This window comes from Caproicibacter sp. (assembly GCF_046707225.1).
Classification (GTDB): domain Bacteria; phylum Bacillota; class Clostridia; order Oscillospirales; family Acutalibacteraceae; genus Caproicibacter.
The window spans coordinates 1-13,782 of the sequence record NZ_JBJKOP010000004.1 but is presented as its reverse complement, the minus strand read 5'-3'; the positions used below and the strand labels follow the sequence as shown (position 1 = coordinate 13,782).

The 13,782-nt window shown below is 46.4% G+C and carries 14 protein-coding genes and 1 pseudogene; 5 read left to right on the top strand and 10 right to left on the bottom strand.

Annotation, left to right across the window (positions count from 1 at the left end):
* The first annotated feature begins 118 nt into the window (after nucleotides 1-118).
* Nucleotides 119-367, top strand: coding sequence for a hypothetical protein (locus tag ACLQ3M_RS00310; protein WP_411675723.1), 249 nt, complete (start codon nucleotides 119-121; stop codon nucleotides 365-367).
* Between the two features lie 6 nt (nucleotides 368-373).
* A complete protein-coding gene (locus ACLQ3M_RS00305) occupies nucleotides 374-943 on the top strand; it encodes an SOS response-associated peptidase (protein WP_411675722.1) in 570 nt (189 codons plus the stop codon).
* 454 nt (nucleotides 944-1,397) lie between these two features.
* Here the strand turns inward: ACLQ3M_RS00305 and ACLQ3M_RS00300 are convergent, their stop codons facing one another.
* The 9 genes from ACLQ3M_RS00300 to ACLQ3M_RS00260 all read right to left on the bottom strand — a co-directional run bounded on the left by ACLQ3M_RS00300 (nucleotide 1,398) and on the right by ACLQ3M_RS00260 (nucleotide 9,082).
* Nucleotides 1,398-2,546: an iron-containing alcohol dehydrogenase family protein gene (locus tag ACLQ3M_RS00300; protein WP_411675721.1), complete on the bottom strand. Its 1,149-nt coding sequence runs from the start codon at nucleotides 2,544-2,546 to the stop codon at nucleotides 1,398-1,400.
* Between the two features lie 14 nt (nucleotides 2,547-2,560).
* Nucleotides 2,561-3,325, bottom strand: coding sequence for an HpcH/HpaI aldolase family protein (locus tag ACLQ3M_RS00295; RefSeq protein WP_411675720.1), 765 nt, complete (start codon nucleotides 3,323-3,325; stop codon nucleotides 2,561-2,563).
* 5 nt (nucleotides 3,326-3,330) lie between these two features.
* Nucleotides 3,331-3,543 (bottom strand): tautomerase family protein, encoded by a 213-nt coding sequence (locus ACLQ3M_RS00290; protein ID WP_411675719.1) that lies wholly within the window; start codon nucleotides 3,541-3,543, stop codon nucleotides 3,331-3,333.
* Between the two features lies 1 nt (nucleotide 3,544).
* Nucleotides 3,545-3,931 (bottom strand): tautomerase family protein, encoded by a 387-nt coding sequence (locus ACLQ3M_RS00285; RefSeq protein ID WP_411675718.1) that lies wholly within the window; start codon nucleotides 3,929-3,931, stop codon nucleotides 3,545-3,547.
* A gap of 20 nt (nucleotides 3,932-3,951) precedes the next feature.
* Nucleotides 3,952-5,109 (bottom strand): amidohydrolase family protein, encoded by a 1,158-nt coding sequence (locus tag ACLQ3M_RS00280; RefSeq protein ID WP_411675717.1) that lies wholly within the window; start codon nucleotides 5,107-5,109, stop codon nucleotides 3,952-3,954.
* A gap of 60 nt (nucleotides 5,110-5,169) precedes the next feature.
* Nucleotides 5,170-6,312: a DUF819 family protein gene (locus ACLQ3M_RS00275; protein WP_411675716.1), complete on the bottom strand. Its 1,143-nt coding sequence runs from the start codon at nucleotides 6,310-6,312 to the stop codon at nucleotides 5,170-5,172.
* A gap of 151 nt (nucleotides 6,313-6,463) precedes the next feature.
* A complete protein-coding gene (locus ACLQ3M_RS00270) occupies nucleotides 6,464-7,399 on the bottom strand; it encodes a flavodoxin family protein (RefSeq protein WP_411675715.1) in 936 nt (311 codons plus the stop codon).
* A gap of 45 nt (nucleotides 7,400-7,444) precedes the next feature.
* Nucleotides 7,445-8,269: a 2-keto-4-pentenoate hydratase gene (locus tag ACLQ3M_RS00265; protein ID WP_411675714.1), complete on the bottom strand. Its 825-nt coding sequence runs from the start codon at nucleotides 8,267-8,269 to the stop codon at nucleotides 7,445-7,447.
* Between the two features lie 21 nt (nucleotides 8,270-8,290).
* Entirely contained in the window at nucleotides 8,291-9,082 is a 792-nt protein-coding gene (locus ACLQ3M_RS00260) for a 2-keto-4-pentenoate hydratase (protein WP_411675713.1), read from the bottom strand.
* Between the two features lie 279 nt (nucleotides 9,083-9,361).
* Between ACLQ3M_RS00260 and ACLQ3M_RS00255 the strand changes: the two genes are divergently transcribed.
* From ACLQ3M_RS00255 to ACLQ3M_RS00245, 3 genes are all read left to right on the top strand, one after another.
* Complete coding sequence (locus tag ACLQ3M_RS00255) at nucleotides 9,362-10,162, top strand: IclR family transcriptional regulator (RefSeq protein ID WP_411675712.1); 801 nt, start codon at nucleotides 9,362-9,364, stop codon at nucleotides 10,160-10,162.
* 1,002 nt (nucleotides 10,163-11,164) lie between these two features.
* Nucleotides 11,165-12,478: a M18 family aminopeptidase gene (locus tag ACLQ3M_RS00250; protein WP_411675711.1), complete on the top strand. Its 1,314-nt coding sequence runs from the start codon at nucleotides 11,165-11,167 to the stop codon at nucleotides 12,476-12,478.
* A 112-nt stretch (nucleotides 12,479-12,590) separates the two neighbouring features.
* Entirely contained in the window at nucleotides 12,591-13,154 is a 564-nt protein-coding gene (locus tag ACLQ3M_RS00245) for a hypothetical protein (protein WP_411675710.1), read from the top strand.
* A 513-nt stretch (nucleotides 13,155-13,667) separates the two neighbouring features.
* On the opposite strand, the pseudogene ACLQ3M_RS00240 reads toward ACLQ3M_RS00245, so the two are convergent.
* Nucleotides 13,668-13,782, bottom strand: a pseudogene (locus tag ACLQ3M_RS00240) (IS3 family transposase); the annotation flags it as partial.

The following is a 13,782-nucleotide window of genomic DNA, read 5'->3' as shown; positions in this document are numbered from 1 at the left end:
TTCGGGAGTTTTGCGGTGCAGCCCGCGGTTCTGCTGACGGACCGGCAGCTCTCCGGCTTTGATCCGAAGAAGGACCACACGATTCATCCGGTCGGATACTTTTAAGGGGGAAATCTGAATGTCCTGTAAACGATATGTCGATGTGATCGCGCGCTTTTACGAGGACGGCAGGCTGCTCCCCCTCGCGATCTGGTGGGCGGACGGAGTGATGTATGAAATCGACCGGGTGCTGGATGCGCGGCCCGCCGCGTCGCTCAAGGCAGGCGGCGCGGGAATTCGCTACACCTGCCGGATTCAGGGCCGGGAAAAGTATCTCTGGCGGGAGCAGGACCGGTGGTTTGTCGAAGCAAAACAAAACGCGGGGTGAAAAAACATGTGCGGCAGATACGTTCTGTTCAGCGACCCGGATCTGAAAGAGATCCGCGAGATTCTGGAAGAAGTGCAGAGAAAGAACGAGACGTTTCAAACCGGAGAGATTTTCCCGACGGACAAAGCGCCGGTTTTAATCCGGGAACGGGGCGCCGTTACGCCCGAAGCCATTGTGTGGGGCTTTCCGCACCGATATAACAAGGGCGTTATCATCAACGCGAGGGTGGAAACCGTGCGGGAACGGTCCATGTTCCGGAGGTGTCTCCCTTCCCGCAGATGCGTGATTCCCTCCACCGGCTTTTTTGAATGGTCGCATGACGCGAACAAGGTGAAATATCAGTTTAATCTGCCCGGAACCGACGCGCTCTATATGGCCGGGCTGTACGATGAATTTCAGGGCGAAAAGAGATTTGTGATTCTCACGACCGCCGCCAATTTCTCCATGCAGGATGTTCACGACCGGATGCCGGTTGTTCTTGACGGGAATGGAAGAAACCGATGGCTGGAAGATGCGCAGAGCGCCATGGAGCTGCTGAACCGGGTACCGCCGGAGCTGGCGAGAGTCCCGATGTAAAGATGAATAGAAAAGAGTAACGGACGCTTCCGGGATAAAAGCCGGAGGCGTCCATTTTTATGAAAAGCGGAACTGGTTCCGCTTTTATATGTTTTTCTTGGCATATTTCGTTGAATTTACTGTTTTGTGAGAATATAATGGTGGAAGGAAGTATTTGCCGGACAAGGCTAGGGCTGCCGCCCAGGAGCTGGCAATGACGTATTTTAGCAATTATACGAAGTTAGGAAAGACATATCATAGCAAATAATTTGAATCGTGAACAAATATCATGCGACAGCTTGGTCTGCAAAGAAAAAAGGCAAAACACTGACTTGCAATGAGGTCCCTCATGCAGTAGCAGTATTTTGCCCTTAATTGTGCATTAACATATGTTTATAAATGAGCGCCAAATTGATCTGACGAAACCGGATGACCCCTTGGATACGATAGGATGCTTACCGCAATAACAGAGGATTCACAGGCATCTGCGGTAAAGATTTTCAATATCGGCCTGAGTGGATTGTCTTGGATTGGCGAAAATATTTCCGCTTTTCATTGCATCTTCTGCCATCTGCGGGAACAGATCCTCAGTGACATTAAAGCCGGAAAGGTGCATGGGGATGCTCAAATCGTTTAACAATTCCCTGATTTCATCAACCAGCATCTGAGGAACAAAACTTTTGCAGGACTTGTTGCCCTTTTTGATGTAATTAAAAATCTCTTCATATCTTCCGTCATCTGCAAGGGCGTTGTACTCTAAAACTGTCGGCAAAATAACTGCGTTTGCCACACCATGAGGAACATTGAAGAAAGCGCTCACCGGATGCGACATGGCGTGAACATTGCCCAATCTTGCCCAAGCGAACGCAATGCCTGCAAACATGGACCCAGTCATCATAGCACAAGCGGCTTCTTCGTTTTGTCGGCATGCGACAAATTTTCGGATGTTTGCGCCAATCAATGACAGCGCTTTTTCTGCCATCGCGTCGGAAAAGGGCGAAGCGTCGCGTGAAAGGTAAGATTCTATTGCGTGGATCATGGCGTCGATGCCGGTTGACGCGGCTACTGCCGGAGGAAGCGTCATAATAAGATTGGGATCCAGAACCGCAAACCGAGGAATCAGTTCATAACTGAAAACCGTCAGCTTATAGTTGCGCGCCTTGTCGACAATCACAGAAAACGCCGTTACCTCACTTCCGGTCCCCGCGGTTGTGGGAATCGCGATGATGGGAACAATAGGGCCAGGGATAAGATGCGCGCCTTCATAATCCGTGATTTTTCCGCCGTGGGCAGCGACAACGCCGGCTGCTTTGGCGACATCCATAGGACTGCCTCCTCCCAGAGCAATCATACTTGTCGCTCCGGAGGATTGATACAGCTTAACCGCTTCGTTGACGCAGTCAACGGTCGGGTTGGGCATCACGTCAAGAAACCCGCAGGATGATATGCCATTCTTTTCACAAATATCAGTGACCTTTTTGACCACGCCCAACTTTTCCAGGCTGTGATCCGATACCACCATAACCCGGCTTGAACCGATTTTCTTCAGAATTTCAGGGAGTTTCTTCAAGCTTCCAACTCCGAAAACAATATCCTGAGGAATTTTAAAAGTAAAATCTTTCATGAAACCTCCTAAAATCAGGAATTTAGATCCCGCACAGCCTGCTTGCAGGCACTGCTGAAATACTTGATGTCCGTACCGACGATAATATATCGGAATCCCATGTCCCTGTATTTCTTTGCCATTTCTACAGAACCGGTATAAATTCCGGCGTACTTTCCATGCGTTTTCGTACAGGCCAGCACCTTTTCAATCACCTCTCCGACTTCTTCTCCGAATACCTTGCCGGGGACTCCAAGAGATTGAGAAAGATCAAAAGGCCCGATGAAAATCACATCAATTCCAGGCACGGATGCGATTTCATCCAAATGTTTTACACAAGCGGTACTTTCGCACTGTACCGCAATCAGCAGGTTTTGATTGGCATTGGCCATATACTCGGTTATGCTGGAATTCATGCCGTAATCCGCGGCACGCGGCGTCGCGACGCCGCGCATTCCCTCGGGGAAATATTTGCTGGAGCGGACAATGCTTTCCGCCTCTTCTCTGCTGTTTACCTGTGGGACAAGGATTCCCTGCGCGCCGACATCGAGATTTCGCAGAACCGTGGATTGATCCTTATTGGTAACCCGCGTAAACATGGTTACGCCTCTGCTTTCACCCGCTGTAATCAACGTTCGGTTCAGTTCCACCGAGGAGGAAGCATGCTCGCTGTCAATGGTGATGAAGTCGAAGCCGGCAAGTCCCATGATTTCGATCATTTCCGGACTCAGACCGTTGGCAAACGCGCCGAAGATGCAGGATCCGGATATCATTTTTTGCTTTGCAATGTTTTTACGCATTCCGATTACTCTCCCTTGCCATTAAAATCCGGCATGTCATAAGCCATAACACCGCCGGCAATGTAACGGTTTCTGGGGAGCTCGTCGATCATTACGCGAACCTGATTCGCTTCGGCGCAGAAATCTTTCATCAGGACCGAAGCGACATCGGCAAGCGCTTTTTCAATCTGCTCCTGAGTTTTCCCCTCAGGCAGCTGAACACTGCACATAATAGGCATGTTATTTCACCTTCTTGCTGAAATCTTTGTGTTTGCCGCCGATGCAGAAATGGTGTCCCTTTTCATTATCCAACACATAGGCGTGGATATTCTCTTTGGGGCAGCCTAAATTTGTCGAAAGGATGTCCGAAATCTGGTTCATAAAGGACAGCTTAGCTTCCGCGCTGCGGCCGGGACCAACACGGAACAGAACCGTCGGCTGGATTGCGGCGGTATTTTTGCCGCCGCAGTAAACGCGTTCCGGGTCTACTTCGTAAACGCTGACCCGGACCATGCGCTCAAGCGTATTCTCCAAAGTGTTTGCGCCCGCGCTGGTAATTTCGCGCATAGATTTTTCAAGCGCGTCATCCGCACAGCCTTTGCGCAGATAAAGAGTAACAAAAGGCATAGAAAAGGACCTCCCTACGATCAATAATCCGTCTTAATCTCATTAAACATCACTTTGCCGCCGATTATAGTGGAACGCGGCACGATAAAGGTATCCCCTTCATAATGTTCACCGAAAGCGTCGATGAAATCATGCGGACCTTTTTGGAGTTCCAAAATTGTAATATTTGCGGGCAGACTGCGTTTCACACCCACCTGAACGCCCTTCATGTAGCTTGCGGGGACATTTGTCGCATGATATAAAACGTCTTCAAATTTCATGCCCATCGCCATGCACTCGGACATATGGACCGTCAGGCGGCTGGTCTGCGGATCGTTGCTCAGCGCCGTCAGGTCGTCCGTAATCACGTCGGGGGTAAAGCCCTGGGCGAATGCGGTCCTTGCCACTTCTGCGCTCCAGTTTCGGGAGCCGCGCGCGGAATCGAACAGAACGCCGCGTTTTTTGGCTTCCCATGCTTCCGGATAGACTTCGCCCTTTTCATTCAGAATGTTTCCTTTATTGTAGGTGTGGGTAAAATTATCCCCGGCGTTAAAATAGCCGATCAACTCGGGCAGCTTGACGTCCGGATTGGCGACATGCACGAACATGCGGCATCCGACATAATCGCAGACTTCCCGCGCCTTTTTCATGACTGCATGAGTCAATTCGGCAGTAGGGGAATCATTGTGGCCGATAAAAACCTTGATGCCTACCAGTACATCGTTATGGATTTCAAACAGTTCCTTAATCTTTTCCTTGTCGACCTCCCGGTCCAAAATCGTGTACCTGGGGATTTCACCCTGGGTTTCCGACATGCTTGACAGACCAAGGCATGCGTTTATCACACAGGGAGCCTCGTCGATCAGATGACGGGAGCGGTTAAACGACGCGGAAGTCTGGCTGCCCATGTCGATGCAGGCGGTAATGCCGCGTTTCCAAAGTTCCTTAATCGGATAGCTGAAGCGCAGGCCAGGCAGAACATGAGTGTGGCCATCCACAAGGCCGGGTACGACGCACATTCCGTTTGCATCGATCACCTCTGCTGCGCAAATCTTCCCGGGCAATGTTCCCGGTTCGAAGACGTCGGCAATTCTGGAAGCATAAATGCCGATATCCATCTTTTTGCTGACCCCATTTGCAGGATCAGCCACAGTTCCGTTCTTAATCAGTAGATCATAGCAGTGTACGATAAAAGCCATAAGTCAGAGTCCTTCCTTTTTATGTATTGAACACTATGGCGGTGTTTCCTGACTGGATATTTAAAAGCCAAGCATCTGAACAATTGCACCACCCAACACGCCTGCATACGCGCCGCATGCTTGTCCAAGGATCGCAATGATAATGCCGGGCAGAACCAAATCACTCCAGCCGTAAACCTTGGCCAGAGGAGGAGTGGAAACCGGTCCGCCGATGCAGGCCATGTGTGCCATGAGTCCGTATTCCCAAGGCATCTTGATCAGCTTGCTGACCAGGATCAGCAAAGCCGAAGAAACAATGTAAATAAAGATCAGATAGAGGAACAACTGCCAAGGCACTGTGATGAGTTTGCTCCAGTGGGCGCCACATCCGGTCTTAAACATATACATGGCGAATATTAAAGAGGCAAGATAGTCGTTGACTACAAACTTGTGAATCGGCGTAAAGTTTGCGACAAGGATGCCAATAGTTGAGTAAAAAATAATAGAGTAAAATCCCGTGAGTTCTCCCAGCCAGTTGCCGACAGCCGCAATGGCAACCGCAGCGCCAAAAACGATGGCGGTTTCATTGATGTTTAAGGAAACCATTTTGCTGTTCAATTTTTCCAAAGCTGCGGCGTGTTCTTCCGCCGTCAAAGTCATACCGGAATTAATGTCTTTATAGCTGGTCAGAAATTTGGGAACAAAGCTTTTTCCAACCATGTACGAAAGCAGACTGTAAATCACCCAAGGGATGGCGGTAGCCGCCGTAAAGAATGTCATATTTGCACTGGAAATTTTCACGCTGGTGGCGACACCCGCCGCGGTTTGCATATTACCGACAAAATCGCCGACGGAAACGGCAACAAACTTCCATCTTTCATTACCAAGGTCAAAAAGGATCCCTCCGGCAACGCCTGCAAAGAAAATACATGCCGCCGCAATTACCATAGAGCCGACAATTTTTGGCCCGCATTTTCCCAGCTTGCGGAGATTGCACATGAAAAGCATCAGGACGATGCCTACGGGGACAAAGTAATTGTCCACGACGGTATATGTGGCACACTTTATGGGAACAACTCCCAAATTGGAAAGAATCAGCCCTCCTAAGAGTCCCATGTTAACGAACCCCAAAAAGCCGCCCCATTTTGTATTGTTGGCCAGCCATATGGACAGTCCTGCCCAACCGACGATAAATCCCCAAATCAGCCAAGTATTAGTAATCATTCATTTACTTCCTTCCCAATTTCTCCTGTTTTTATCTTCGTTATGGTGAACAGCTTTCCGGACTCCCCTTTCCGGTCAGCTGCAAAAGCGGATATAAAAAAAGCGCGGGCTTTCCTGCAATTCAATTCTGTATTAATCATACAGAATTGAATTAACGGTCAGGAACGAATGCTTTTAAATAATGAATGTATTTTTGCTGACTTTCCTGAAACGTGTCCGATCGGCGCATGGCCATTCTTACAGCCTGATTGGACTTAATGTCCGCCGCATGGTGAAGTTTCCCCTCCATAGTGTCCGACGCGAGGCACAGTTGGTCGGGAGCAAATTCAAACCGCATTTTTCCATTTTCTATCTTTAGCTCACCCTCTATTCCACAAAGGCAGCACACCGCGTGTGGCGCCTGATCATTTAAATAGAAATTTCTCGAATGACAGTGCGGGCACATTCCCTGGTCACCGTAGTATTTTGCCTTTGACAGATCCGCGGCGGCATCTGCCAGCCGTATCCCGGTCTGATGCGCATGAGCTACTTTTTCGTCCTCCATTGCAAAAACTTTTGTCCAGTTGTACACTTTGTTTTCTACGACGGTCCACATCAGGTGTGCTGCTAGCATCGCGCAGTCGCACTGAAAACGGGAAGTGTAATTGGTTCCTCCCATTCCCAGAAAAGCCACGGGCTTATCCCGGAGAACACGGAGATCTGGCCCCGTACCGCCGACTTTCCGCGCAATGTTCATGCTGGCCGTATTTGTTCCGCGGTCGTGCCGCGGCCCAAAACGGTCCAGGATGATATGAAATACACCTGCAGCGCCTTTTTCAAATACGGGAACGGAAAAGACGATTCCATCCGCGTCCAGAACCTTTTCTCGCAGCCATTCGAAATCATCTTTGATAGGACATGCACCGTCCCCCCCGGCGTTCAGGCTTTTCAAGCATGCGTTGCATCCCGTGCAGGGCTTTAATTCCAGGTCTAAAAGGCGTATGAACTCCACTTCAGTACCGCACTCCGCCGCCCCCATTAACACTTCTTTGCAAATGGCATCGTTATTGCCGTTCTTAGAGCCGGCTGAAATACCCAAAATTTTCATATCTATTTAAACTTCCTTACAAAAAATAGGGCAGAGCGGGTCTAGTCAGACAACACAAAGACGCAGAGACCCTAATCCTTCAAAGTCCGAAACAACTTCGTCGCCTAGATTCAAAACATGAGAAGCGCAGATTGCTCCTGTCAGGATAATGGCCCCTTCCGGCAGCCCCATCTCCATCTCTTCATAAAGCGTTTTGCAAAGCGACGCAACCGCTCTCGCCGGGTGCCCCATGACCGCGCCTGTGGCACTGTAGCCGGTATAGGAGCCGTTAAAGCTCGTTCTGACACCCATGCCGACCATGTCAACCTCGAAAGGGTCTTTGCAGACGGAACCCAATTTAAACCGCGCAGATGATAAATTGTCAATCAGCGCGTCTGACTGGCCGCCCATTTTAAAATCGTGGAAACGGCTATCGATGATTTCAAACGCCGGAGTGACGAAAGCGGTTGCCATCATGACATCCGGAGCGGTAATATAAGGACCATAAAGCTCTTTTTTCAGGACAAAGGCAAGCTCAGCTTCCAGCTTAGGGTGGATTAGTTCCTGCAGCTTCAAATCCTCATTTTCGCCTAAGCGCATGTAATTCATCAAAATGCCGCATTTGGGAGCTTTTCGCGGAACAAATTTGCCCGCGGTCAAATCGGTTGCAATCTGTTTGCTTTTCGCCAGACTGGTTCCTCCCAATTTGGCGCCCACACGCTGGTAACCTTCGGCTTCCATCATCTTTACCCGGATTTTCTGTCCTGCGTAACCATCGTGCAAATCCATGTCTGGGTATGTTTTGTAAAACTGGTCAATCGAGCGGGCTTCGCGTTCTCCCCGCAATGATTGTTCCGCAAGTGCGCGCAGTAATTCAGTTGAAGTCTTCATCGTTATTCACCTCTCATGCGATTACACAAAATTAGCCGACACTTCGCCAAGTCTCCCATATCGGCAACGGAAATTGTCCCCTTTTTGAGCCGCGAGAATGGTGATGGCCGAGCCGGACATCACCATCTCGCCCGCTTTTAATGGGTTGCCCAGTTGCGTAAAACGCTTTGCCAGCCATGCGACGGATTTCGCAGGATGGTCAAGAACGGCGGCACCGCAGGAGACCTCAACCTGATGATTGTTATGCTCGAAAACAAAGCCCACAAGACCCAAATCGATCTGATAAGGCTTAATCGGGGTGTCGCCCAGAACATAAGCGCCGAAAGAAGCGTTGTCGGCAACCGTATCGAAGATTTTCCGAGGATTGTCGATTTTTTGACGAATATCGACGATTTCGAGTGCCGGCACGATATATTCTGTCGACGCAAGCACTTGTTCTACCGAGATACTTTCGCCTTGCAGATCCTTACTCAATTTAAAGCAAAGTTCCGCTTCTATTAAAGGTTGCGCGAATTTTTCAAATTCAACATCGCTTTCGTTTGAATAGCACAGTTCGTGAAAGATTATTCCATAATCAGGTTCCGAGATTCCAGCGTGCTTTCTCATGACATTGCTAGTTAGCCCCACTTTTTTGCCGGATTCCGTAAATCCTGCTTTTTGATACTCTTTCACCATCGCGCTTGCTATCGCATAAGCATCGTCGTAACCCATATCCGGGTACAGATAACTCGGTGGCGTAAGGAGTTTACGGGTTTTGATTGCTTCAAAGTGGAGCTTTCCCTGCTCTTCGATCTGCTCTTGTGTCAATACCATATTGATACCTCCTTGAACACATCATAAGTTGTTCTAACCTTCAGATGCAATATTTTTATATTAATAGTTTAAAAATCTATACTAAATTTTAATATATTATGCTTCTGCACAATTTATTGACTATTTATTTTCTGAATACAGTGCTTTTAAATAATTCGGCGACTTTGGTCTGTGTGTATCGGCCACATTGTTTCTCTAGTTTCTTAAAATTGAGTTGACACTGATAGCAAAAAGTTTAATAATACAAAATATAAGGGTCTCAAAACAGAGAGGTAAAATATGAATGATGATTTGAATCAAAAACATACGGCGACAAATCGATCTTTAGATAAAGCATTTGAAATACTTGAGTTTTTGGCACGTTATGGAATTCCTCTAAGCCCTCCGGCAATCAGTCGGAAACTTAATATTAATAAGGTAACGACATATAATTTGCTTCGTACGATGGAATACCATCAGTATCTGCAGAAATCCGCTGATGGGAAATATCAGCTGAGCAGTAAGCTGTTTGAACTTGGGATGCTTTTTCAGTCACAGAATCCCGCAACGCGCTTTTTTGAATCTTGCAGCTATTCCCTTTTGAAAAAATATACAATGTGTAATTTAAGTCTCGGTACTTTTGGCAACTCGATGAAAGGGGTCTATTTAAGCGTACTAGGAACCAATGAATCGTTTGTAACAGCAGGGACTCCTTTTCCGCTCCATGCGACTGCACTCGGAAAAGTCCTGTTGGCATATGCCTCGCCCGAATTTCAGAACAAATTCTTTGAGCAGGAAAATTTAACCCGCTATTCTTCGCATACCATTACAGATAAAATACTTTTAAAAAGGCAATTGCAGCAGATTCGTCACAATGGCTATTGCATTTTGCCTGGCGATCTTTTTACAGACTTTTACTGTATTTCAGTACCTGTTTTTGTTTCCAAACAAAAATTTATCGCAGCAATCAGTATTCGCGGAAGTGAATCTTTTGTAAAAGAAAATAAGGATGTCTTATTAAAAGATATCCTTGATATGGGAAAGCATATGTCCACCGGTATGAATTATCTTCCGCTTTTCGTAAGCAGTGAAGAAATCTAGTATTGATGGTTCATCGTTTGAAGACGAATCGCAAGGTGTTCCTGTGACGTGCTTTGTGTCGAAGGCGGGCACGTGGCGATCCCGGCGGCGATTGCTGCAAAAAGAGAAGGTGCCGACACTGTGGTTGATTGCTGATTCCAGTGCTTTGCCTTACAGCTTTTTTTCCAACGCGATTTGGAAGTCCTCCGCGCCGAGCTTTTCCGTCAGTTTCTCTGCCAGAAAGTAGAACAGCTCCGCCGTTCAATCTTGGGGTACTCAACTTTGCCTCATGTTTATGCCATTTACAAAGCAAGTAGCGACCGGCTGAAGCATGTATTTTGTAAGGAGAAAGTTATGCTGAAATATGAGGAAAAGCTTCATCTTGATAGATACTATAATAAAATGCAATCAGCCGGTGTACTGCACAAAGTCATCGGCTTGGTATGTGGTGCTATAGGCTATGTTTGTACTCTATTATTTTATAAAATATATTCTTATCTCCCTTCCGGATTTTCGCCCCCGGAGTAACTTTTCGCCCTGGTTTTCTTTTGGAGAAGTATCAAGTAGCAAAATGTTCTGCATTGGGATTCGTGACTGGCTTTGGTGGCTTTATTACGATGCCAGTTACTATTCCTGCCAATGTAGCAAGCATCCTGTATGTCAAATTAAGGATGATTGCGACAATCGCGTACATTGATTATTAAATTCTTATTGGCCAATATACAGTACTACATGTAAGCGGGATAATGGGAAGCCCAGAGTATTTCCCGAACTTCTCAGTTTGTTTACTTGATTCCATATAAAAGTGCTTGCAAACAGCATATATTTTATATAATGCAAACAGGTGAAGACTATGATACTGCTTTCCAATTCGATCGAAGAGTATTTAAAATCGAGCAAATATATCGATTGGAAGCACCGACGCATTGTATATGTATTCGCATGCTCTGCCAAAAAGATTATGAGCATATAGTTCGTATATTAATATATGATAAAGACAGCAAATAAAGAGGTAGATTAAAAATGTATGAAAGCATTACGACCGATCTTCTGAGCTTTCTTCAGAAGAGTCCGACCTGTTACCATGCAATTTACAATGTCCGCCGCACACTCATGGGAGCTGGTTATACGGAGCTCTCAGAAGGAAACCATTGGTCCCTCACAGAGGGTGAAAAATATTTCGTGACACGTAACGAATCTTCAATTATAGCTTTTCGGGTCTCCCGGAAAGACTTTACCGGCTATCAGATTGCCGCGTCTCATAGTGATTCCCCCAGCTTTAAAGTCAAAGAAAATCCTGAAATCGGTGTGGAGAATACCTATGTCAAACTAAACGTCGAAAAGTATGGCGGCATGCTGTGCGCACCATGGTTTGACCGTCCCCTGTCCATTGCCGGCAAATTGATGCTCCGCAAGGGCAACCGATTTATAAGCAAGCTGGTAAACGTAGACCGCGACTTTGTGATGATCCCGAGTCTGGCCATCCACATGGACCGCCATGCCAACGAGGGTCATTCATACAATCCACAGAACGATATGCTGCCCATCCTGGGAGATTTTGGCGTCAAAGAGACCTTTATGGATATTATAGCAGAAAGTGCAAAAGTCGAAAGAAACGCTATCGCCGGCAGTGATCTGTTCCTCTACAGCCGCACACCTGGTACTACCTGGGGAGCTCATAACGAATTTATTTCCGCCGGATGTCTGGATGATCTAGAATGTAGTTATGCCAATTTTCGCGGATTTCTGGATGCAGACGAAAATGAAAAAAGCGTCCCCGTCTTTGCAGTATTTGACAACGAGGAAGTTGGCAGCGGCACAAAGCAGGGAGCTGATTCCACTTTTCTTTCTGATACATTGGAACGCATTGGAATTGCCTGCGGTCGAACAGCGGAACAGAACCGCACTGCCATTGCTTCCAGCTTCATGGTCTCGACAGACAATGCACACGCGGTGCATCCAAACTATCCGGATAAGGCCGACCTTGTAAATCGTCCTCGCATGAACTGCGGTATTGTGATCAAGTATAATGCTAACCAGCGGTACACCACTGACTCAGTTTCGGCAGCCATTTTCAAAGCCATCTGTGAAAAGGCCAACGTGCCTTATCAGGAATTCTTTAATCGTTCGGATATGCCTGGCGGCTCTACGCTGGGTAATATCTCCAACTCACATATTTCTTTGAATACAGTGGATATAGGTCTCGCACAGCTGGCAATGCATTCTCCTTATGAAACGGCCGGCACCAAAGACCCTGCGTATCTTGCAAATGCTATGCGGAAATTCTTTTCCATGGCACTCAAAGACGAAGGAATGGGTTCCTATACACTTTGCTGATCATATTATGAACGAACCGGAAAATTGAATATGGTGATCGAACTTCGCAGTTGCGGAATAATGAATAATCAGTACAAATTCATATTGTTTATATAATAGGTGGGTGGAATAAATGTCAAAACAGGACAATGATTTCAGCTTAGATAAAAATTCCGAGAAAGATTCCTTTGATGAAGAACAACAGACAGAGGATAATTATATAGATGAAATGATTGAATATCAGAATAATCAGTTTAATCCTGGATATTATGTAGGCACAGGAAAAACACCCCCCGCCATTAAAGCTTCAGGTAATGCTATGCCTCTCACTATCTGGATGTTTATTCAAGCAGCAGGTTTAATCATTTTCTATTGTTTTCTTATAAAATTTTTATTTCTCAGCAATACTCCTTATTCTGTGGTTACATTTACTGAAGGTTCTCCTTTATTTAACTTTATCGTCATTACAGTTGTTTTTGGGGTAGCTATTTTGATTTGTATATGGTTTGGAATAGTTTACTTAAAAAAAGCTAAGTTATATCGTTTTAAAAAAAAGCAGTTAGAGAAATTAGATTCATTAGATAATTTAAAAGGGGGAAATCAAATTGCGCAAAGGATTTGCCCTGAATGTGGAAGAAAGCACGATATAGATTATCCTAAGTGCCCATATTGTAAGCACTCATACATCGCTAAATGAGCAAGCAGGGCAATTCAAGGCTGAATTCAAGCTGCTCATTATGTTTACCTTGTACCCAATAATAGACGATTGGATAAACGGCCTCGCAGTCTTCCACATCAAGACTTTTTTTCGGTCGCAAACTATCTTGGCGATACTAACAACCTTGTATCAAGGTAAAATTAAAGGGCTTATCGCCTGCATTACACAGACAACAAACCCCGTCAGTTCCTTAGTCTATTGGAGCACCTCATCGGCAATAATTAGTTCTATCACCTATTTATGGCCAAAAAGTTTTAATTTACATTTGAAGTATATAAAGCGTATTAGGGCGTGTTTGAAAAAGAAAAGATGCACAAATATGGTATAATAAATGCGGTGATGTAAATGGCAACAACAAGAAGACGATATGAATGAAGCGATGAAGAATGGAACCGCATCAAGGATTATATTTACTTTGGATAAATATAAAAAGCAGGGGCGTCCTGCAAAAGACAACCGCCTAATAATGAACGCTATCCACGGTGCTTTCAGTAACCCTCCCTTTTTCATGGCGCGCCGCACGGTGGAGCGACTGGCGTTCACGCCTCTTTGCTCCAGTGCCAGCAAAATTCGCCCCACTCCGTAATTCCGGTTATCCGGGTTTTCT

Bases quoted from the DNA above. Each gene is read 5' to 3' on its own strand.
- ACLQ3M_RS00310 (WP_411675723.1), top strand. From the start codon at position 119: ATGTCCTGTAAACGATATGTCGATGTGATCGCGCGCTTTTACGAGGAC.
- ACLQ3M_RS00305 (WP_411675722.1), top strand. From the start codon at position 374: ATGTGCGGCAGATACGTTCTGTTCAGCGACCCGGATCTGAAAGAGATC.
- ACLQ3M_RS00300 (WP_411675721.1), bottom strand. From the start codon at position 2,546: ATGAAAGATTTTACTTTTAAAATTCCTCAGGATATTGTTTTCGGAGTT.
- ACLQ3M_RS00295 (WP_411675720.1), bottom strand. From the start codon at position 3,325: ATGCGTAAAAACATTGCAAAGCAAAAAATGATATCCGGATCCTGCATC.
- ACLQ3M_RS00290 (WP_411675719.1), bottom strand. From the start codon at position 3,543: ATGCCTATTATGTGCAGTGTTCAGCTGCCTGAGGGGAAAACTCAGGAG.
- ACLQ3M_RS00285 (WP_411675718.1), bottom strand. From the start codon at position 3,931: ATGCCTTTTGTTACTCTTTATCTGCGCAAAGGCTGTGCGGATGACGCG.
- ACLQ3M_RS00280 (WP_411675717.1), bottom strand. From the start codon at position 5,109: ATGGCTTTTATCGTACACTGCTATGATCTACTGATTAAGAACGGAACT.
- ACLQ3M_RS00275 (WP_411675716.1), bottom strand. From the start codon at position 6,312: ATGATTACTAATACTTGGCTGATTTGGGGATTTATCGTCGGTTGGGCA.
- ACLQ3M_RS00270 (WP_411675715.1), bottom strand. From the start codon at position 7,399: ATGAAAATTTTGGGTATTTCAGCCGGCTCTAAGAACGGCAATAACGAT.
- ACLQ3M_RS00265 (WP_411675714.1), bottom strand. From the start codon at position 8,269: ATGAAGACTTCAACTGAATTACTGCGCGCACTTGCGGAACAATCATTG.
- ACLQ3M_RS00260 (WP_411675713.1), bottom strand. From the start codon at position 9,082: ATGGTATTGACACAAGAGCAGATCGAAGAGCAGGGAAAGCTCCACTTT.
- ACLQ3M_RS00255 (WP_411675712.1), top strand. From the start codon at position 9,362: ATGAATGATGATTTGAATCAAAAACATACGGCGACAAATCGATCTTTA.
- ACLQ3M_RS00250 (WP_411675711.1), top strand. From the start codon at position 11,165: ATGTATGAAAGCATTACGACCGATCTTCTGAGCTTTCTTCAGAAGAGT.
- ACLQ3M_RS00245 (WP_411675710.1), top strand. From the start codon at position 12,591: ATGTCAAAACAGGACAATGATTTCAGCTTAGATAAAAATTCCGAGAAA.